The following is a 19,387-nucleotide window of genomic DNA, read 5'->3' as shown; positions in this document are numbered from 1 at the left end:
CGCGCCGAGCCGCAGCAGGTTGCGCACCACGGGCTCGAGGCGCTGGAAGGGGCGGTCGAGACTCTGGGCGAGCGCCGCGTCGAGCCGGCCGCGCAGGCGCAGCGTGCCGTAGGCGAGCTCGGTGGCGAAGCCGCGGTCGCGGCGTTCGAGGCGCGCCGTGCCGAGCGCCGCATGCAGCGCCAGGTCGGCGAAGGCGCGGTCGCGCTCCACGCGCTCCAGCACGTGGAAGGCGACGCCGCGCGCGCTGGGGACGAGCTCGCCTGCGCTCATACCGGCACCGCCCGCTCGTCTTCGGCGAGCCGCAGCCCGCGCAAGAGCTCGCTCGCGGGCAGGGCGCGCTTCCCCGCGAGCCGCAGCTCGCAAAGCTCGAGCCAGCGGTCCGCGCAGGCGAGGAGCAGCTGGCCGTCCGCCGCGCGCAGCGCGCCCGGCGCGACGCCGGAGTGTGTCGCGCCCACGCGCGCGCGCAGCACCGAGACGCGCTTCCCGGCGCGTGCGAGCTCGAGGTCCACGCCCGGCCGCGGCGTGGCGGCGCGGATGCGGCGCGCGACGCGCTCGGCGGGCAGCGCCAGGTCGAGCCGCGCGAAGGCGCGCTCGAGCTTGGGCGCGAACGTGACTCCCGCGGGGTCCTGGGCGCGGAACACGGCGCGGCCCGAGGCGATCTCCTCGACGCCCGCCACGAGCGCTTCGCCCGCCATGAGCGACAGACGCTCGGCCAGCTCGCCCGCGGTCTCCTCGGGCCGGATCGGAGTGTCTCGCACGAGACACACCTCGCCCGCGTCCATCTCCTTGGCCACGCGCATGACCGAGATGCCCGTGCGCGCGTCGCCCGCGTCGAGCGCCCACTCGACCGGCGCGGCGCCGCGCCAGCGCGGCAACAGACTCGCGTGCGCGTTCACCATGCCGAGCCTCGGTGTCTCGCGCGCCGCCTTCGGGATGAACTGTCCGAACGCCACCACGATGCCCAGGTCCGCCCCCCGCTCGCGCAGCCAGGCGAGCGCCGGCGCGTCGCCCAGCTTCTCGGGCTGGAGCAAGGGCGCGCCGAGCTCGCGCGCCAGCGCCGCCACCGGCGTCGGCTCGACCACGCGCCCGCGGCCACGCGGTCGGTCGGGCTGCGAAACGACACCCGCCAGTGTATGCCGGGTTCGGGACAACGCGCGCAAAGAAGGCACGGCGAACTCCGGTGTGCCGAGGAACACGAGGCGCAGCGGCGAGTCAGCCGCCGGTATGGCCCGCGCCCTCGCGCTCCTCTTGCTCGCGCCGGAGCTGCTTCTTCCGGCGCCGCACGTACAGGTCACGCTTCAGCTTGCTGATCCGGTCGATGAACAGCATGCCGTCGAGGTGGTCGATCTCGTGCTGGAAGCAGAACGCCTCGAGCTCGGTCGCGTCGAACTCGACCTCCTCCCAGTCCAGCGTGCGCGCGCGCACGACCACGCGCGCGTCGCGCTCGACGTCGGACTTGAAGTCGGGCACCGACAGACAGCCCTCCATCTCGGAGGTGGTGCGGCCCTCGCGCAGCACGATCTCGGGATTCAGCAAGAGGCGCGGGTTGCGCTCGGAATCCTCTTCGCGCCACTCCAGATCCATCACGATCAGGCGCTTGGCGACACCGACCTGTGTCGCCGCCAGGCCGATCCCCGGCTCGTCGTACATGGTCTCGGCCATGTCGAGGGCGAGCTGGCGCAGCTCGGGCGTCACCTCGTCCTTGGCGACGGGCTTTGCCTTCTCGCGCAGGCGAGGGTCGGGGAACTGGAGGACCTCGAGCCGCATGGGGGGCACTTCATAGCATTTGCAAGGGATTGGCATCCAGCCGCAGGGTGACTCCGGCGAAGCCGGGGCCGCGCGCCTGGCGCGCCAGCTCGGCGGCGACGCGCCGTACGGGCTCGTGGCCGCCCGCCAGCAGGAGCTGCCAGCGGAACTCGTCGCGGATGCGCGCCAGCGGCGCCGGCGCAGGCCCCAGCACCTCGACCTGCTCGGAGGCGTCGTCTGCGGGCACGGTCTTGGCCAGCGCCGCGAGCGCGTGCGCGGCGTGCTCGACCGCAGGCGCCTTCGGGCCCGACAGCGAGAGCTGCACCAGCTCGCGGAATGGCGGCCAGCCGTGCGGGCGGCGGCGCGCGACCTCCTCGCGGTAGAAGCGCGGGTAGTCGTGGGTCTGGGCCAGCGCGACCGCGTAGTGACTGGGCAGGAAGGTCTGGATGATCACGCGGCCGGGGTCCTCGCCGCGGCCGGCGCGGCCCGCGACCTGGGTGAGCAGCTGGAAGGTGCGCTCGCCGGCGCGGAAGTCGGGGAAGGCCAGCCCCAGGTCGGCCAGGATGACACCGACCAGTGTCACCCCCGGCACGTCGTGGCCCTTGGCGACCATCTGCGTGCCGACCAGCACGTCGAGCTCGCCGCGGTGGAAGGCCGCGAGGATCCCGCGCTGCGCGCCCTTGCGCGCCGAGGTGTCGCGGTCGAGCCGCCCGATGCGCGCCCTCGGATATGCCGCGACCAGCTCCTCGTGCAAGCGCTCGGTGCCGAACGAGAACAGCCCGCCCTCGGCGCTGCCGCACTTCGGGCAGGCATCGGCCGGGTCCTCGCGGTAGCCGCAGTAGTGACAGCGCAGCTCGCCTTCGAGCGGGTCCTGCGGGCGCCGCGGCCCCTCGGCCGCGTGGTACACGAGTGACACGTCGCAGTGCTTGCACTGCAGCGCGAAGCCGCAGGCGAAGCAGTACACGCGCGCGGCGAAGCCGCGGCGGTTCAGGAACAGGATCGCCTGGCGGCCCGCGGCCAGTGTCTCGGCCAGCGCGTGGCGCAGCGGCCGCGACACCATGCCGCGCCGCCCGCCGCGCGCGCGCTCCGCGCCCAGGTCGACGATCTCGACCGTGGGCAGCGGCCGGCTCGCCACGCGCTCGGGCAGAGTGAGTCGCTCGATCTCGCCGTGCGCGCAGCGCCAGGCGGTGCCCACGTCGGGCGTGGCCGAGCCGAGCACCAGCGGACAGCGCGCGCGCTCGGCGCGCAGCCGCGCCACGTCGCGCGCGTGGTAGCGGAAGCCCTCCTCGCTCTTGTACGCGGCGTCGTGCTCCTCGTCGATCGCCACGAGCCCCAGCTCCTCGTACGGCGCGAACACGGCCGAGCGCGCGCCGATCGCGATCGGCACGCGGCCCTCGCGAATCGCGCGCCACTGGTCGAAGCGCTCGCCCGACGAGAGAGCGCTGTGCAGCACCGCGACCTGGCCGCCGAAGCGCGCGCGGAAGCGGTCGACGACCTGGTGCGTGAGCGAGATCTCGGGCACCAGCACGATCGCGCCGCGCCCGCGCGCGAGCGACGCCTCGACCGCGCGCATGTAGACCTCGGTCTTGCCGCTGCCGGTGATTCCGTACAAGAGAAACTGCGCGTGCCGGCGCTCTTCGATCGCCGACGCGATCTCGGCCACGGCCGCGCGCTGGTGCGGAGTGAGCTCGGGCGCATCGGCGGCGCGCACCAGCGGCTCGGCCACGCTCGAGCGCACGAGCTCGCGCTCCTCGCAGATCACGAGCCCGGCTTCGACCAGCGCGCGCAGCGCGGGCGAGGAGCGCGCCGGGGCCGGGTGCGGGCCCAGGGCCAGCAGGAGCTCGAGCCGCTTGGGCGCGCGCGCCAGGTCCAGCTTCGCGCGCTCGAGGTCCACGTCGGGCGCGAGCCGGTACACGCGCTCGGTCTGCACGCGCACGCGCGGCGGGTCGGTCGCCGCCGCACGGGAGATCATGCCCAGTCTCTCGAGCCGGGCGAGCGCGGGCACGGCCGACGGGAAGCGCGCGCGCAGCTCCGACTCACTCCGCGCGCGTTTGCCCAGCGCCCACAGCACCGTGCCCAGAGAGCCGCGCAGCTCCCCGCGCTCGAGCGCGCGCCGGCCCGCCGGCAGGAGTGACACGCGCGTGCCGGGCCGCGGCGCCGTGCCCGGCGGCACCGCCGCGGCCAGCGCGATCCCGGGCGGACACAGCGCGTCGCGCGCCGCGCGCAGCACGGCGTCGAGCAGGGTCGCGGGCAGCACGGGCTCCTCGTCCAGAACCTGGATCACCCGCCGCAGCGGACCCCGGCGCAGCCCGGCGTCCTCGCCGGTCTTCAGCGCGATCACCACGCCCACCACGCGGCGCCCCCCGTGCGGCACGAGCACCCGCACGCCGGGCTCGGCGCGCGCGCCGGCCTCGAGCGCGTAGTCGAATGTCTCGTCCAGGGGGACGGGCACTGCGACCTCGACGACGGCGCCGCCGCTTTGCATCTCTCCTTTGTACCGCTAACTCCTGGCCATGCGCGACATTGCCGTCGTCGGGAGCATGAACGTCGACGTCTCCCTGCGGGTGCCGCGCTTCGTCGCGCCCGGAGAGACCCTGCGCGCGACCGGGCTCGAGCTCGGCGCGGGCGGCAAGGGCCTGAACCAGGCGATCGCCGCCGCGCGCCTGGGCGGACGCGTGCGCATGATCGGCCGCGTGGGCGCCGACCCGTTCGCGGAGATCGCGCTCGGCGCGCTGCGCGACGCGGGCGTCGACGTGTCGTACGTCGAATCACTGGTGGGCGAACGCACGGGGCTGGCGGCGATCACGGTCGACGAATCGACCGGACAGAACCAGATCGCGGTCGCGGGCGGCGCGAACAAGCGCGTGTCGGTCGAGCACGTGCGCGACGCCGTCTCGGCCTTCCGCGCGGCGGGCGTGCTCTTGATCCAGCTCGAGCTTCCGGCCGAGACCGTCGACGCGGCGCTCGAGCTCGCGCGCGCCAATCACGTGCGCACGGTGCTCGACCCTGCGCCGGTGCGCGAGCTCAGCGACGCCACGCTCGCCCGGGTCGATGTTCTGACGCCCAACGAAGGCGAGGCCGAAAAGCTCTCGGGCGTGCGCATCCACGGCGTGGAGTCGGCCGCGGCGGCGGGCGCGGTGCTGCAGCAGAAGACGCGCGGCGACGTGGTCGTGACTCTGGGCGCCGCGGGCTGCGTCTGGGTGCACGCGACCGGCTTCGAGCACGTGCCCGCGCCGCGCGTGCGCGCGGTCGACACCACGGGCGCGGGCGACGCGTTCAACGGCGCGCTCGCGGTGGCGCTGGCGCGCGGCGAGCCGATCACGCGCGCGCTGCGCGAGGCGGTGCGCGCGGGCAGCGCGTCGACCCTGCGGCGGGGCGCCTCCGCCGCGATGCCCACGGCAGCCGACCTGCTCGCGCTGCCCGAGCTGAGTTAGAGTCCCGCCATGAGCTCCAACCGCACGATCGCCGCGTCCGCCGTCGCCAGCTTCCTGGGTCTCTTGATCGCGGGCCCCGCGCCCGCCGCCGACGAGAACTCCGGCAAGCGGCCGCCGCAAGAGAAGTGCTACGGCATCGCGAAGAAGGGCTACAACGACTGCGCGTCGGCGAACCACGACTGCTCGAACTCGGCCAAGGCCGACAACGATCCGCAGGAGTGGCTCTGGGTCCCCAAGGGCACCTGCGAGAAGATCGTCGGTGGCAAGTCGAGCCCGCCCGGCAAGTGAGTCGCTGCCCGCCCGCTGCGGCCTCGCGCTGCGGCCGGCGCACTTCGCGGAGCTCGAGGCCGGCGCCGCCGGCCTGCCCTTCCTCGAGGTCATGGCCGAGAACCACGTGCAGCCCGGCGATCCGGCGCGCGGCCTGCTCGAGTCACTGCGCGCGCGCCTGCCGCTGACGCTGCACAGCGTGGGCATGTCGCTCGGCGGCACCGACCCGCTCGATCTCGCGCACCTGGCGCGGCTGCGTGCGCTGGCGGATCGGCTCGAGCCGGCCCTCGTGTCCGATCACCTGTCGTGGAGCTCGGTCGGCGGCCGGCAGCTCCACGACCTGCTGCCGCTGCCCTATCTCGAAGAGGCGGTGAGCCACGTGGCCGAGCGCGTGTCGCGCGCGCAGGACGCGCTGGGCCGCCGGATCGCGCTCGAGAACGTCTCGGGCTATGCGCGCTTCGCCGAGTCGGAGCTCTGCGAATGGGAGTTCCTGGCCGCCGTCGCCGAGCGCGCGGACTGCTGGATCCTGTTCGACGTGAACAACGCCTGGGTGTCGGGCGCGAACCTGGGCTTCGCGCCGGAGACCTACGTCGACTCACTGCCCGCGGAGCGCGTGGTGCAGCTGCACGTGGCGGGGCACGAGTCGAGCGGCGGCGCGCTCGTCGACACGCACGGCGCGGCCGTGGCCGATCCGGTATGGGCGCTGTTCGAGCGCACGATCTCGCGGCTCGGCCCGCGGCCCACGGTGCTCGAGCGCGACCAGAACATCCCTCCGCTGGGCTCGCTCCTGGACGAGGCGCGCAAGGCCGACGCCCGGCTGGCGCGCGTGGTGACTCGTGCTGGCTGAGCTGCAGCGCGAGTTCGCACGCGAGCTGCTCGCCGGCGGCCCCCGCCTGCGCGTGCACCGAGAGACCACGCTGGCCGCGCTCGCCGGCGCGCTGGCGGCGACCTACCCCGTGTGCGCCCGGCTGGTGGGCGACGAGTTCTTTCGCGCGGCCGCGCGCCGCTTCGCGCGCGAGGTGCCCTCGCGCTCACCCGACCTGTGCGACTACGGCGCCGAGCTGGCCGACTGGCTGGCGGCCTTCGAGCCGGCGCAGGCGCTGCCCTATCTGCCCGACGTGGCGCGCCTGGAGTGGGCGCTGCACCGCGCGCGGCACGCGCTCAGCGAGCCCGTGCGGCTGGTCTCACCCTGGCCGATCGACCGTATCTGGCGCACGAACCAGCCCGAGTTCGAGGGCGACGACCGGGTCTCGCTCGACCGGGGCGGCGTGACGCTGGTCGTGGAGCGCGGGCCCGAGGGCGCGCGCTTCCGGCGAGTCACTCCCTAGGCCGCCGACTCCGGGAAGGCCGCGAGCACCTCGCGCAGGCGCGCGCAGACCGCGTTCGCGTCGAGGCCATTCTGTGACTGGAGCTGCCGCGGCAGCAGCCGCTCCACGATGATCGCGAGCTGGTACGCGGTCACGGCGGACGCGTCGATGCCCGCGTCCATCAGCGCGAGCTGCAGCGTGCCGCGCGCGGTCCAGCGGTCCATGCCCGAGCTCATGAGCTCGGCGCACACGGCTTCGAAGGGACGCGAGCCGGCCACGACTCAGACGGCCGCCAGCGCACCGCGCGGATCGCGCTGCAGCCAGCGCACGTAGCGCGCGGGCGGCAGGAAGATCAGCACCAGGAGGACGCTGTTCACCACACCGACCCCCGCGGTCGCGAGCATCGACGGCAGGTTCGTCAGCATGTTGTCGCCGCTCCACAGCGCCCACGCCGAGACCAGGTTCGCGAACACCTGCAGGCTGCCCGCGAAGCCCCAGAGCAGGAAGCGGTTGGCGACCACGGCGTCGCCCAGGCCGACGCGCGCGCGGCGCAGCATGAGCCGGTGGTGCCGGAAGCCTTCCCAGGCGGTCCACGCGTAGGCCAGGCCGAGCACGAACAAGAGGATCACCATGGCGCTGCGCACCGAGGCCAGGCCCAGCAAGTCACTTCCCACGGCGTTGTGGCCGCGCACGATCTCGAGCGCCGCCAGCGAGAACACGATCGAGCACACGGCCGCGAAGGCCTGCGCGGCGGACTGGCCGGCACGGAACACGCGCGCGTTGAAGAAGAAGAACACCGAGACACCGAGCGCGATCAGGCTGTGACCCAGCGCGAACACCAGGGTCGACAGCAGCCGGTCGGCGATCGCGTTGCTGGCCACGACCATCGGGTAGCCGACGCCCGGCGCGGCGAAATACGCGATCCCCATGAGTAACTCGGGCGCGGCGCGCGTGGGCAGCCCGCGGCGGATCAGCCGCGCGCCCACGAACAGACTCATGAGCGTGTAAGCGCTGACGCAGATGAGGGCGAGCTGTTGCAGCAACGGGGACCCCGCGGAGCCAAAGACTCCGGGCGTCTCATCGGTCCTACCAGTTCGGCGCTTGAGGGTCGCGGCGCTCCTGCTCGGCCAGGTAGCGATTCACCAGGCGGTTGAAGCGCGGGGCGAGCTCGGCGGCCACCAGGTGCCCCGCGTTGGGCAGGGTCACCAGCCGCGAGCCCTTGATGCGCCCCACCAGCTCGCGCGCCAGGTGCGGCGGAGTCAGGATGTCGCCCTCGCCCACCACGACCAGCGTCGGCGCGATGATCTCCGCCACGCGCTCGAGCGCGTCGTGCGCGATGCACGCCTCGGCCTGGCGCACGAAGACACGGTCGTCCATCGGGGCGTCGTCTCGCAGATAGAAGCGCCACATCGCCTCGATCAGGTCCTCCTGCGCGAGCGTGGCGTCGCCCAGGGTCCAGATCAGCCGCTTCTTGATGCGCAGCTCGGCCGGCACGTGCAGCTCGACCATGCTCTTCCACAGGTCGAGCACCATGCGCCGTTTGGCGTCGGCGCGCGCGTAGGTGCCGACCAGGATCAGGCTCGCGACGCGCGCGGGGTGATGGATCGCGAGCTCCTGCCCGATCATGCCGCCCAGGAACCCGCCCAGGACGTGCGCGCGCGCGATGCCCAGGTGGTCGAGCAGCGCGCGCGCGTCCTCGGCCATCTCGACCGTGCTGAACGCGCCGCCGGGATCCTCGGACTGGCCCGCGCCGCGGTTGTCGAAGATCACGATGCGCCGTCCGGCTTTGACCAGGTCGGGCACCGTGACCGTGAGCCAGCCCTGGCAGGTGCCGCCCATGCCCATGATCAGGAGCAGGGGCGTGCGCTGCCCCGAGCCGTGGACCTCGTAGTGAATGGCGAACCCGCGCGTGCGGAACGACGGCACGGGGCAATCCTACTAGGCTCCTGGCTCGAACGCCGCGACCGCCCCGGCGACCAGCTCGCGCGCGATGCGGCGTTCGCCGGGCGCGAGTCTCTCGGAGAGGCCGTTCAAGAGGACCAGGGTGCGGACGACGAGCGCAATGTCGGGCGGCACGCGCGCGCCCAGGCCCGCGCCCAACACGTCGCGCAGGTCGGCGATCTCGTGCTTCGCGCCCAGCGCGATGCCCAGCCCGCGCAGGAACGTGTCGGGGTCGGCGCCAGCGAGCTCGAAGCCGAGCGCGCGCGCGTGCGCCACCGCGCCCGCCGAGTCGGCGGCCAGGGCCGACGCGAACATGCGCGCCAGGTGCGCGCCGAAGCCGGGCGGGAGTGACTTGGCCAGGCCGAAGTCGAGCAGGCCGATCCGGCCGTCGCGCAACACGAGCAGGTTCCCGGGGTGCGGATCGCCGTGGAAGAAGCCGTGCTCGAAGATCATGCGCCGGTAGATGCGCGCCAGGCGGTCGGCCAGGCCGGGCAGGTCGACGCCGTCGGCGCGCAGGCGCTCGAGCTCGTGGATCGGCGTGCCGTCGAGCCATTCCATGACCAGGACGCGCGGGCCACTCAGCTCGGTGTAGAGGCGCGGGATGCGCACGTCGGGGTCGTCCTTGAAGGCCGCGGCGACGCGCTCGAGTGACTCGCCCTCGCGCGCGAAGTCGAGCTCGAGCGCGATGCGCTCGGCGATCTCCTCCACCGCCCCGCGCAGCGGGAAGCGCGGAAAGAGCCGCGCGGCCCAGCGCGCGCCGCGACGCACGTTGGAAAGGTCGCTTGCGAACAGCCGGCGGGCCTCCGGGTACTGGATCTTCACGGCGACGAGGGAGCCGTCGCGAAGCTTCGCGCGGTGCACCTGGGCCAGCGAAGCCGCGGCCTGCGGGGTGGTCTCGAAGTGCGCGAACACCGGGTCGAGCGGGCGCCCGAGCTCGCGCTCGAGCACGGGTGCGAGCTCCGCGAGCGGGCGCGGCGGCACCCGGTCGTGGAAGCGCGACAGCTCGCGCACGAACACGGCCGGAAGCACGTCGGCGCGAGCGCCGATCACCTGACATACTTTGATGTAGAGCCCGCCGAGCTCCGTGCCCAGCGCCGCGATGCCGCGGGCGGTGCGCTCGTGCGCGCGCTCCCAGCCGGCGAGATCGTCGTCGCCGAGCGTGAGATAGCGCGCCAGGGCGGGCGCGACCACCGAGAGGAAGCGCGCGCTGCGCCAGGGCGTGAACCGAGTGACTGCCGCGGGCGCCAGCTCAGACGTCCCGGCCTGGCAGCGCGCCGCGCAGGAACACGTCGCTCACGGTCTCGACGATCGCGGCGTCGTCGATCGGCCGCAGCTCCGCGCCGCCCAGCACCTCCTGACTCAGCACGAAGGTGAGCAGGCTCCCGAGCAGCGAGCGCGCAGCCACGAAGGTGTCGATCGGCCGCAGCGCGCCGCGCGCGACACAGTGGTCGAGATACTCGGCGAGCATGCGGTTCCCGGGCAGGACGACCCGTTCCAGGAAGAGGCGCGCGTTCCCGGGCTGCAGCATGCCGCCCAGGCCGAGCATCATCCGGAACACGGGCGCGCGCTCCTTGAGCCGCTGCCACAGCAGGGCCACGAGCGCGGGGATCGCCTGCTGCGGAGGTATCTCGACGAGCTTGCCCAGCGACTCCTCGATCACCGGCAGGAGCGAGAAGCGTTCGATCGCCGCTTGGAGCACCGCCTCCTTGGTCGGGAAGTACAGATAGATCGTGCCCTTGGCGATCCCCGCCTCGCGGGCGATCGCGTCGACCGGGGCGCTGTGGAAGCCGTCCCGAACGAACACGCGCAGGGCGGCCTCGAGGATCTGCGCGCGCCTCGCCTCCTCGTGTTCCGCCTGCCGGGCCTTTGCAACGCGGGGCATCGGCGATATAATGACTGAATAGTCAGTCATTGTAAATCCCCAGGGAGGACATCCGATGAGCGCCCCCGCGACCTCCGCCGCCGCCTTCTTCAACCCCGGCCTGCTTGCGAACCCGTATCCGCTCTACGCGATGCTGCGCGGCTCGAACCCCGTGTTCCAGGTGCCCGTGCCCGTCGACGTGGGCGCGGGAGTGTTCCTGCTGACCCGCCACCGCGACGTGCAGCCCGCGCTGCGAGACGGCCGGCTCTCGGCGGACCGCCGCAAGTCCGACGCGATCCGGCTCAACCTGAACCGCCTGCCCGCGCAGCTCGCGAGTGACGGCAACCTGGTGCGCAGCATGCTGATGATGGACGCGCCCGATCACACGCGCATGCGGGGGCTGGTGAACAAGGCGTTCACTCCGCGGCGCGTGGCGGCGCTGCGGCCGCGCATCGAGGTGATCGCGAAGGAGCTCCTGGCCGGGCCCGCGCGCGCGCAGAAGCTCGAGCTGATCGGTGAGCTGGCGGCGCCGCTGCCGGCGATCGTGATCGCCGAGCTCCTGGGCGTGCCGGCGAGTGACCATCCGCGCTTCCGAGTCTGGGCGGCCGACATCGTGGGCGCGGCGAGCGCGGTCGCGGCGGGCGCCGGGCCCGACAAGTCCGCGGCCGCCTTCGACGCGCTGCGCGAGTATCTGAACGAGATCGTGGCCGCGCGCCGACGCGAGTCACGCGACGACCTGATCTCGGCGCTCGTGACCGCGCAGGAGGACCGCGACGCGCTCAGCGACGTGGAGCTCGTGTCGACCGCCATCCTGCTCCTGCTCGCGGGTCACGAGACGACCACCAACCTGATCGGGAACGGGGCGCTGGCGCTCTTGCAGCACCCCGGCGAGCTCGCGCGCCTGCGCGCGGAGCCCGAGCTGTTGCGCAGCGGCATCGAGCAGATGCTGCGCTTCGACAGCCCCGTGCAGGCGACCGGCCGCACGGCCCTCGAAGACGTGGAGTACGGCGGCGTGCCGATCGCGAAGGGCGCCCTCGTGGTGCCGTGCATCGGCGCCGCCAACCGCGACCCCGAAGCCTTCCCCGAGCCCGACCGCTTCGACGTCGCGCGCAAGGACAACCACCACCTGTCGTTCGGCTTCGGCGCGCACTTCTGCCTGGGCGCGCCGCTGGCGCGGCTCGAGGGCGAGATCGCGTTCCGCGCGCTGTTCGAGGCCTTTCCGCGGCTGGCGCTCGGGGGCGGGCCGGTGACTCACCGCCCGAACCCGATCTTGCGCGGCCTCGCCCGGCTCGACGTCGTGAGCGGCTGAGTCAGGGCAGCGGCACGAACTCCGCGACGTCGCCGGTCAGCGTGCCGACGACCGGCGCGTTGGGCGTGGACGCCGCCTGCGTGAAGGTGATCGAGCCGTTCACCAGGAGCCGGATGTTGGTCACGGTGCCCGAGACCGTGGTCTCGGCGAACGGCACGAGCGCGCCGCCCAACGGCAAGGTCTGCGGCGCGAACAGCGCGGGGTTGAGCGACACCAGCACCGACTGTGCGGTGGTGAAGTTGGTCTGCAGCGCGCTGACCCGGAGCGTGCCGAGGGCGCTCGCATCGATCTGACTCTGCGCGCCCAGGAACGGCACGTTGGCGCCGTTCAGGCTGAGGGTCATCGTGCCCGAGCCGGAGCCTCCGTACGGCACGTTGAAGCTGGCGGCCGCGTTGCCCTTGATCTGGAGACAGGCCGCGGGGTCGAGCGGCGTGGTCCAGGCAGGGCCGCCGCCGCCGATCTCGCTGGTCACGTTGCTGCGGCGCTGCGTGATCCAGGTGCGCAGCGGAGTGAGATACGGGTCGAGCTGCCCGGAGTACGGCTCGATCAGCGCCTCCATGCGGTTCACCTCGGACTGCAGGCTCGCCTCGTTCCAGACCGTGTTCATGAGCTGCTGCACGCGCGCGATGAAGGCCGCGCGCGAGGTCGGATGGAGATAGAGCCGGCGCGCCAGCATCGCGCGCGGGAACACCACGGGGGCCTGTCCGGCCGCGGTGCTCACGAACGGATTCCCGCCGTCGAAGACCTCGTCGACGCCCCAGGGCAGGAAGCGCAGGCGGCCGCCGTTGCCCGGATCGAAATACATCCAGAAGTTGTTGCGGTTCGACTGGTAGCCGTCCCAGTGACCCACGATGCCCTCGAGCGCCCAATAGGTGTAGAAGTGGTCCAGGTCGACCAGTGGCTCGAGCGCGGCCAGGAGCTGGTCGTCGGGCAGCGTGAGGGCGTTGGTGATCGCGGCGATGTCCGCCTGGTTGGGATCGGACTCGTTGGTCTTCTTCTCGAAGGTGTTCTGGAAGGTCGGGCGGAAGTCGGACAACGTGCCCTCGTAGACGTTGCCGCTGGTGTTCGGGAAGTAGCGCGCGAGATACGGCTGCTCGATCTCCTCGACGTTCACGTACACACCCAGATACTGGCCGTTCACGGTGACTCGCGCGAAGTTGCAGCGCGAAGACGGCAGGCCGGCGGCGGCGAACAGGCCGTACGCGAGACACGTCTTGACCAGCGCCGGGTCCTGGCGCGCGTTGTTGAAGGTGAAGTTCTCGACGCCGTGGATGGTCTGGCCGCCCACGTACTGGTCGGTGTCGATCTTCAGCGACGGCTTGGCCTGGTCGGCCGAGCCGTAGAAGCCCTTCTTCTTGATCGCGACGTTGCTGAAGGTCTCGCCGTCGATCGAGACCGTGGCGGGGAACTCGGTGAAGGGGCTGGGGTGCGGGCCGTCGTAGCAGCCGGGACCCAGGGTTCCGTAGACGTCGCGCGACTCGAAGCGCAGCGCATCGAAGTCACTGGGTGACATGGTGACGACCACGTTCAGCACGTGGTTCGGGTCGTACAAGACCGCGCTCGGGTCCGGCGGCGGGAGCGCGGCGGCGCAGGTCTGCGCCACGCCGGGCAGCAGCGGGGTGGTCGCGCGCCGGATGCCCGTGACCGTGCGGACGTTGCAGCCGGGCGGTGAGGCCATCGAGCACTTCGCCGGCGCCGCCACCGCCGCGGTGATGCCGGCCAGGAAGCGGCGCACCTCGGTCGCGTCGGACGGAGTCACCCGGCCGTTGTCGTCGGCGTCGCCGCATTCGCAGGCGTCGCCGTGGCCGTTCGCGCCCAGCGCGTTCAGGCTGCCCGTGTCGGACTGGGTCGGGTTGGCGGTGAAGGGGCAGTTGTCGTCGCAGCTGGAAGTGACTCCACTGGTGCACGGCGCATCGCCGGCCACGCCCGAGAAGTCGCCGTCGTCGGCGATGCCGTCGCCGTCGCTGTCGGGCACGGGCAGGCGCTGGCGCAGCGCGTTCAGGTCCTGCGTGCCGAGCCCGCCGCCGAACACGTTGGGCGCCCCGTACGAGCTCGAGACACCGTCGGCATAGCCGGTCGAGGCAGGCGTGGTCAGCGCCGAAGGCGGCTGCTCGAGCTTGAACACCTCGGTCGAGCTCACGCCCACGCCGGCCACGATGCCCTCGCCGGCGGGCCCGAACACCACGGCGTTGGCCGCGTCGCGCACCACGATCTGGAAGTTCGAGTTGCTGACCGTGAACGGCGTCTGACTCACGTAGAGGCCGCTGCCCGCCGGACCGGCGCGCAGCGCGATCCACCAGTCACCCGCGCCCGGGTCGTAGCTCGCGTCCTCGGGCTGGTCCATCGCCACCGTGATCAGCGTGCCCGCGCGCAGATCGGACCAGAGCGCCGAGTTGGTGAAGACCAGCTGCACGTTGCAGGTGGCGTTGTCGCACACGTCGATGCGGTAGCCGCGCAGGTCGAGGTGGTCGGCGACCACCACCAGCTCGAACCAGTCGCCGCCGTTGCCCAGCACCCGGCCCAGCGTCACGTCGGCTGCCGCGCCGCCCTCGGAGTCGCTGGTCGCATTGCCGCCGTTCAGCCAGTTGCTCGGCCCGACCGCGTTGTACTCGTTCAGGATCATCTGCGCCGCATCCGCGCCGGACGCGGACAGAAAGAGAGAAATGGCCGTGAGGACCAGCGTCTTCAGCCCGTGTTGCGCATGCGCGGAAACCTGCATCGCGGCATTGTATCTCGCGCTGATACGATTGTGAGATGAAGCTCATCGCGCGCACGCTTGCAGTCCTCGCGCTCTTCGGCTCGGCGCTGCGCGCCGACGCCGCGGCGCTGATCCTGAACGAGTACAACGCCGTGAACGACGACGGCTTCCTGAAGGACGGCGCCGCCGACCCGTACTTCGGCCGGGTGCTGGGCAACGGCGGCGACTGGTTCGAGCTGGTGGTGATCACGGACCACCTCGACGTGCGCGGCTGGAGCCTCGACACCGCCGAGGGCAGCCCGGTGACTCCCGACGAGACACTCACGCTGTCGCAGTCGGCGCTCTGGTCCGATCTGCGCAGCGGCACGATCATCACGATCTCCGAGCTCGTGCCCGACGACGTGTCCTACGACCCCGCGCACGGCGACTGGTGGATCAACGCGCAAGCCGCAGACGCCGCGAGCGGTGCGCTCGTGACCGCCTCGAACTTCAAGGTCACGAACCAGAACTGGCAGCTCACGATCCGCGACGCGCTGGGCAACGTGGTGTTCGGGCCCGCGGGCGAAGGCATCAGCCCGGTGTCCGGCATCGGCGGCGACGAGATCTGGAAGCTCGAGGCCAACCCGAGCGCCGCGATCACGCCGCTCTCGAGCTCCTACAAGGACGGCTCGTCGAGCACCTTCGGCGCGCCCAACCGCTTCAACGCCGGCCAGGACGTGCAGGACTTCTCGGCGCTGCGCTCCGTGGTGCCGGAGCCCGCACTCCTCGCATGGCTAGCTCTCGCGCTGGTCGGGGGCCGAGCGAAGGCCGCCCTGAGCGAGGCCCGCAAGCGCCGGAGCACGGGTAGGGTGCCCGTGCGATCACCGGTCAGGCGCGCGCAGTGAGCCGCAGGCGAACGTAGTCAATCAGACTAGCGCGAGCCCTTCTTCAGCTCCGTCAGCACCAGACGCGCCAGGGCCTTCAGCGTCTCGAACACGCCCTTGCCGGACTGCGCCGCGGCCTCGAAGTCGGGCAGCTTGCCCGTCGGGTTCAGTGACTCGCGCAGGCTCTCGACCGACACCGCGTTCGGCAGGTCGCGCTTGTTGTACTGGATCACGATCGGGATCTTGTCGTAGTCGTAGCCCTGCTCGCGCAGGTTGGCCTTCAGGTTCTCGAGTGACTCGACGTTGGCCTCGAAGCGCTCTTCCTGCGAGTCGGCCACGAACACCACGCCGTCGACGCCCTTCAGGATCAGCTTGCGGCTGGCGTCGTAGAACACCTGACCCGGAACGGTGTACAGGTGGAAGCGGGTCTTGAAGCCGCGGATCTCGCCCAGCGCGAGCGGCAGAAAGTCGAAGAACAGCGTGCGCTCGGTCTCCGTCGCGAGCGAGATCATCTTGCCCTTCGCGTCGGCGGCGGTCTTCTCGTAGATGTACTTCAGGTTCGTGGTCTTGCCGCACAGGCCCGGTCCGTAATAGACCAGCTTGCAGTTGATCTCACGCGCACTGTAGTTGATGAACGCCATCGGGGGTCAGTCCGAGAACAGGTTGTCGATGTCTTCGTCGCTGATTTCCGAGAAGGGCGACGCGGGACCTTCCCCGTCCATCTCCGCCTCGGCGCGCTTGAAGATCTCGTCGAAGAGCTCGGAGAGTCTCTGGCCGGCCTTCTTCACGCGCAGCCGCACCAGACCGAGCGAGCTGCGCTCGTCGAACACCACGACCAGGATGATGCGCTGCGCCACCAGCGTGATGTGCACGTTGTCGCGCTCGCCCTGGTGGAAGTGAGTCGGGAAGTCGGGCTCGCCGATCACCTTCGCCAGGCCCTGCGTGGCGGCGACGTTGCCCGCCACCAGCGACGCCAGCGACGTGGTGTCGATGCCCTTGAGCTCGCCGGCCTCGGTCACGAGCTGGCCGTTGCGGTCGACGAGAAAGACGGCCTTGGCGTTCGCGTCCGCCACCAGGCGGTCCGATACCGCGAGGAGCTTCCGGTGGTCATCCTCGAAGAGCACTAGCTGAGGCGTCAGCGACATCGATCCCCGACCCCGTCCCTGCGTATCGAAAGCCGTAAGACTCCGATCCGCCTAGGAATTTCCCCCCGCGCGCATGCTAGCAGAGGGCTTCCGGGAGATACAAGAGCCGTGATTACAGGTGCATTTCGGCGCGAAGACCCGTTGCACTTGATAGGAGCGCTAGGACGAGAACGACCGTCTGTTCTCCAGGGACTTCCGAACGGTCACCGGATCCACGTACTCCAGGTCGCCCCCGATCGGCATGCCGTAGCCGATGCGAGTCACCGGAACGCCGTAGGGCGCGACGCGCTCGGCCACGTAGAGGGCGGTGGCCTCGCCTTCCGGATTGGGGTTGGTCGCGAGGATCACCTCGTCGATGCCGCCGCGCTCGATGCGCTCGACCAGGGCGTCGATGCGCAGCGACTCGGGGCCCACGCCGTCGAGCGGCGCGATCGTGCCGCCCAGCACGTGGTAGCGGCCCCGGAAGCCGCCGGTGCTCTCGATCGAGGCCAGGTCCGCCGGCTCCTCGACCACGCACACCAGTCGCGCGTTGCGCGACTCGTCGCGGCAGATCTCGCAGGGCGAGCGCGCGGTCAGGTTGAAGCACTCCTCGCACAGCCGCACGTCGGCGCGCAGGCGCAGGATCGCCTGGCCGAGCTCGCCGGAGACCACCTCGGGCGCGGCGAGCAGGAAGTACGCCAGGCGCGTGGCGGTCTTCTCGCCGATGCCCGGCAGGCGGCGCAGCGCCTTCACCAGGCGCTCGATCGGCTCGGGGCGCGAGTCACTCACGTGCCGGTCCCGGGCCCGAACGGCAGCGGCAGGCCCGTGGCCTCTTGCAGCGTCTGCTGCGCCAGCTCCTTGGCGCGGGCGAGCGCCTGGTTCGCGGCGGCGCGCACCAGGTCCTGCAGCATGGCGACGTCGCGCGGGTCGACCGCGAGCGGGTCGATGCGCACGCCCACCAGCTCGAGCGCGCCGTTCGCGCTGACCTCGACCAGCCCGCCGCCCACGGTGGCCGACACCGTTCGGTGTCGCAGCTCCTCCTGCGCGCGGCGCATGCGCTCCGTCAGCTCCTGCGCCTTGGCCATCATGGCGGCGAGATCGAGCTTGCCCTCGCTCACGCGCGCTCCCCGCGCGGCAGGTCGGCCGTGCGCTCGACCCGGATCTCGCGCAGCTCGGCGTCGAGCGCGTCGATCACCTGCTGCACGCGCGGGTGCGCCTTGGCCTCGGCGCGCGCGCGGGCCTCGAGCATGGCGCGCTGCTCGTGCGAGAGCGCGGGTAGGGGGCCCGCGCGACCATCAGCCGGCTCCGAGCCCGCTGCCGTGGGCATGTCGGCGTCGTCGGGAAGTGGCGGCTCCTCGCGCGCGGGCGGCTCGGGGGCCGCGGCGCGCATCGGGGCGGCGGGTGCGGACGCGGCGATCGGAGTCGGCGGCGCGGCCGGGGCGGCGCTCGCCCGCGGCGCCGCACCGCGCGGGCCGGGCCGCGGCGTGCCGCCGCTGGGGCTGGCCGGGGTCGGCGCGCCGGGCCCCGGTCCGGGGCCGCCGCCGCCCTCGAGCGCGTCGAGCTTCTGCACCAGCGCCCCGAGTGACTCGGCATCCGGCAGGGTCGCGAGCCGCACCACCGCCATCTCGAGCGCGTGCTCCTGGCGCGTGGCGAGGCCGAGCTCCTGCAAGCGCGTGAGCAGCACGCGGAACAGCCGCTGCAGCGTCTCGGGGTCGTGCCCGGCCGCGCGCGCGCGGATCTCGGCCAGCGCGTCGGGCGCGGCGTCGATCAGCCCCGACGGATCCGGCAGGAGCCGCGCCACCACCAGGTTCCGGATCTCCTCGAGCAGGTCACCCGCGAAGCGCACGGGATCGGCGCCCTGCTCGAGCGCGCTGCGCAGCGCGGCGAGGGCGCGCGCGGGCTCGCGGGCGAGCACGGCGTCGACCACGCCGCCGAGCAGCCGGCGGTCGATCACGTCGAGGATGGCGAGTGACTCCACCGGGTCGAGCTTCGCGCCCAGCGCGCTCGTCAGCCGGTCGAGCAGCGTCAGCGCGTCGCGCCCGCTGCCGTCGGCCTCGCGCACGATCGCGCGCAGCACCTGTTCGGGCGCATCGATCGAATCCGCGGCGCAGATCTTTCTCAGGAGCCCCAGTAACTCGTCGCTCGACAGCCGGCGCAGGTCGAAGCGCTGCACGCGCGACAGCACCGTGGTCGGGATCTTCTGCGGGTCGGTCGTGGCAAAGATGAACAGGCTGCGCGCCGGCGGCTCCTCGAGCGTCTTCAGCAGCGCATTGAACGCCGCCGTCGACAGCATGTGGACCTCGTCGATGATGAAGATCCGGTGCTTCCCGGGCGCAGCCGCGTAGCGCACGCTCTCGCGGATCTCGCGCACGTTGTCGACGCCGGTGTTCGAAGCCGCGTCGATCTCCTGCACGTCGAGCGAGGTGCCGGCGGCGATCTCGAGACAGGGCGCGCAGTGGCCGCACGGCTTCTCGGTCGGCCCTTCGTCGCAGTTCAGCGAGCGCGCGAGGATGCGCGCCAGCGTGGTCTTGGCGACGCCACGCGGGCCGGCGAGCAGGATCGCGTGCGGCACGCGACCCAGCCGGATCGCGTTGCGCAGCGCCGTCACGACGTGCCGCTGGCCCTGCACCTCGTCGAAGGTCTGCGGGCGGAAGCGCCGCGCGAGGACCTCGTAACTCATCGCTCGAGCACCATGGGGAGGACTCCTGGAGGCCCATCTCCGGGGGTGATCGCTGGGCCGATCCGACCACCTGGAGAGCGCCGCTACCGTTGCTTCCTTCCGGACCTGGCGGGGTTTACGGACCAACCACCGGCCGGGACCCAGCGATCACCGCCGG

General features: G+C 72.2%; 21 protein-coding genes and 1 other RNA gene. 6 read left to right on the top strand and 16 right to left on the bottom strand.

Annotated elements, in window-relative coordinates:
- The 4 genes from VMR86_14800 to priA all read right to left on the bottom strand — a co-directional run.
- Nucleotides 1-270: transcription antitermination factor NusB (locus VMR86_14800; protein HTO08313.1), on the bottom strand; the 270-nt coding region annotated here is incomplete at its 3' end.
- Nucleotides 267-1,196 (bottom strand): methionyl-tRNA formyltransferase, encoded by a 930-nt coding sequence (fmt, locus tag VMR86_14795; GenBank protein HTO08312.1) that lies wholly within the window; start codon nt 1,194-1,196, stop codon nt 267-269. The genes fmt and VMR86_14800, both read right to left, overlap by 4 nt.
- Before the next feature lie 16 nt (nt 1,197-1,212).
- Nucleotides 1,213-1,767, bottom strand: coding sequence for a peptide deformylase (def, locus tag VMR86_14790; GenBank protein ID HTO08311.1), 555 nt, complete (start codon nt 1,765-1,767; stop codon nt 1,213-1,215).
- Between the two features lie 10 nt (nt 1,768-1,777).
- Complete coding sequence (priA, locus tag VMR86_14785) at nt 1,778-4,198, bottom strand: primosomal protein N' (protein HTO08310.1); 2,421 nt, start codon at nt 4,196-4,198, stop codon at nt 1,778-1,780.
- A gap of 61 nt (nt 4,199-4,259) precedes the next feature.
- Here priA and rbsK point away from each other — a divergent pair, with 61 nt between their 5' ends.
- From rbsK to VMR86_14765, 4 genes are read left to right on the top strand one after another with little or no spacing between them, the layout of a single operon-like run.
- Nucleotides 4,260-5,180 (top strand): ribokinase, encoded by a 921-nt coding sequence (rbsK, locus tag VMR86_14780; GenBank protein ID HTO08309.1) that lies wholly within the window; start codon nt 4,260-4,262, stop codon nt 5,178-5,180.
- A 9-nt stretch (nt 5,181-5,189) separates the two neighbouring features.
- The gene (locus tag VMR86_14775) at nt 5,190-5,468 is read left to right on the top strand and encodes a DUF2282 domain-containing protein (protein ID HTO08308.1); all 279 of its coding nucleotides are present in this window, start codon (nt 5,190-5,192) and stop codon (nt 5,466-5,468) included.
- On the top strand, nt 5,440-6,294 hold the full coding sequence (locus VMR86_14770; protein HTO08307.1) for a DUF692 domain-containing protein: 855 nt from the start codon (nt 5,440-5,442) through the stop codon (nt 6,292-6,294). Before VMR86_14775 ends, VMR86_14770 begins: the two co-directional genes overlap by 29 nt.
- Entirely contained in the window at nt 6,284-6,775 is a 492-nt protein-coding gene (locus tag VMR86_14765; protein HTO08306.1) for a putative DNA-binding domain-containing protein, read from the top strand. Before VMR86_14770 ends, VMR86_14765 begins: the two co-directional genes overlap by 11 nt.
- Here VMR86_14765 and VMR86_14760 read toward each other — a convergent pair.
- The 5 genes from VMR86_14760 to VMR86_14740 all read right to left on the bottom strand — a co-directional run bounded on the left by VMR86_14760 (nt 6,772) and on the right by VMR86_14740 (nt 10,577).
- Nucleotides 6,772-7,032, bottom strand: coding sequence for a hypothetical protein (locus VMR86_14760; GenBank protein HTO08305.1), 261 nt, complete (start codon nt 7,030-7,032; stop codon nt 6,772-6,774). The two genes, VMR86_14765 and VMR86_14760, sit on opposite strands and share 4 nt — an antisense overlap.
- Before the next feature lie 3 nt (nt 7,033-7,035).
- Nucleotides 7,036-7,752: a hypothetical protein gene (locus VMR86_14755; protein HTO08304.1), complete on the bottom strand. Its 717-nt coding sequence runs from the start codon at nt 7,750-7,752 to the stop codon at nt 7,036-7,038.
- 88 nt (nt 7,753-7,840) lie between these two features.
- Complete coding sequence (locus VMR86_14750) at nt 7,841-8,680, bottom strand: alpha/beta fold hydrolase (GenBank protein HTO08303.1); 840 nt, start codon at nt 8,678-8,680, stop codon at nt 7,841-7,843.
- Between the two features lie 12 nt (nt 8,681-8,692).
- Entirely contained in the window at nt 8,693-9,886 is a 1,194-nt protein-coding gene (locus VMR86_14745) for an AarF/UbiB family protein (protein HTO08302.1), read from the bottom strand.
- Nucleotides 9,887-9,944: 58 nt separating this feature from the next.
- The gene (locus VMR86_14740) at nt 9,945-10,577 is read right to left on the bottom strand and encodes a TetR/AcrR family transcriptional regulator (GenBank protein ID HTO08301.1); all 633 of its coding nucleotides are present in this window, start codon (nt 10,575-10,577) and stop codon (nt 9,945-9,947) included.
- Nucleotides 10,578-10,632: 55 nt separating this feature from the next.
- Between VMR86_14740 and VMR86_14735 the strand changes: the two genes are divergently transcribed.
- Nucleotides 10,633-11,865 carry a cytochrome P450 gene (locus tag VMR86_14735; protein ID HTO08300.1) on the top strand — a complete coding sequence of 411 codons (1,233 nt, stop codon included), beginning with the start codon at nt 10,633-10,635 and terminating at the stop codon, nt 11,863-11,865.
- Between the two features lies 1 nt (nt 11,866).
- On the opposite strand, the gene VMR86_14730 is transcribed toward VMR86_14735, so the two are convergent.
- Entirely contained in the window at nt 11,867-14,584 is a 2,718-nt protein-coding gene (locus VMR86_14730) for a CotH kinase family protein (protein ID HTO08299.1), read from the bottom strand.
- Between the two features lie 35 nt (nt 14,585-14,619).
- Between VMR86_14730 and VMR86_14725 the strand changes: the two genes are divergently transcribed.
- Nucleotides 14,620-15,447 carry a hypothetical protein gene (locus tag VMR86_14725; GenBank protein HTO08298.1) on the top strand — a complete coding sequence of 276 codons (828 nt, stop codon included), beginning with the start codon at nt 14,620-14,622 and terminating at the stop codon, nt 15,445-15,447.
- A gap of 26 nt (nt 15,448-15,473) precedes the next feature.
- Here the strand turns inward: VMR86_14725 and VMR86_14720 are convergent, their stop codons facing one another.
- The 6 genes from VMR86_14720 to ffs all read right to left on the bottom strand — a co-directional run bounded on the left by VMR86_14720 (nt 15,474) and on the right by ffs (nt 19,376).
- Nucleotides 15,474-16,067, bottom strand: coding sequence for a GTPase domain-containing protein (locus VMR86_14720; protein ID HTO08297.1), 594 nt, complete (start codon nt 16,065-16,067; stop codon nt 15,474-15,476).
- Between the two features lie 6 nt (nt 16,068-16,073).
- On the bottom strand, nt 16,074-16,571 hold the full coding sequence (locus tag VMR86_14715; protein HTO08296.1) for a roadblock/LC7 domain-containing protein: 498 nt from the start codon (nt 16,569-16,571) through the stop codon (nt 16,074-16,076).
- Nucleotides 16,572-16,730: 159 nt separating this feature from the next.
- On the bottom strand, nt 16,731-17,339 hold the full coding sequence (recR, locus tag VMR86_14710) for a recombination mediator RecR (protein HTO08295.1): 609 nt from the start codon (nt 17,337-17,339) through the stop codon (nt 16,731-16,733).
- Nucleotides 17,336-17,668 (bottom strand): YbaB/EbfC family nucleoid-associated protein, encoded by a 333-nt coding sequence (locus VMR86_14705; protein HTO08294.1) that lies wholly within the window; start codon nt 17,666-17,668, stop codon nt 17,336-17,338. The genes recR and VMR86_14705 overlap by 4 nt, the downstream gene beginning before the upstream one ends.
- Nucleotides 17,665-19,230: a DNA polymerase III subunit gamma/tau gene (dnaX, locus tag VMR86_14700; protein HTO08293.1), complete on the bottom strand. Its 1,566-nt coding sequence runs from the start codon at nt 19,228-19,230 to the stop codon at nt 17,665-17,667. The genes VMR86_14705 and dnaX overlap by 4 nt, the downstream gene beginning before the upstream one ends.
- A 47-nt stretch (nt 19,231-19,277) precedes the next feature.
- An RNA gene (ffs, locus tag VMR86_14695) (signal recognition particle sRNA small type) lies at nt 19,278-19,376 on the bottom strand.
- Between the last annotated feature and the right edge of the window lie 11 nt (nt 19,377-19,387).

The organism is Myxococcota bacterium, from assembly GCA_035498015.1.
In the GTDB taxonomy this organism is placed as follows: domain Bacteria; phylum Myxococcota_A; class UBA9160; order SZUA-336; family SZUA-336; genus VGRW01.
The sequence above is the reverse complement of the archived record's forward strand: the minus strand, read 5'-3'. Positions and strand labels throughout refer to the sequence as shown.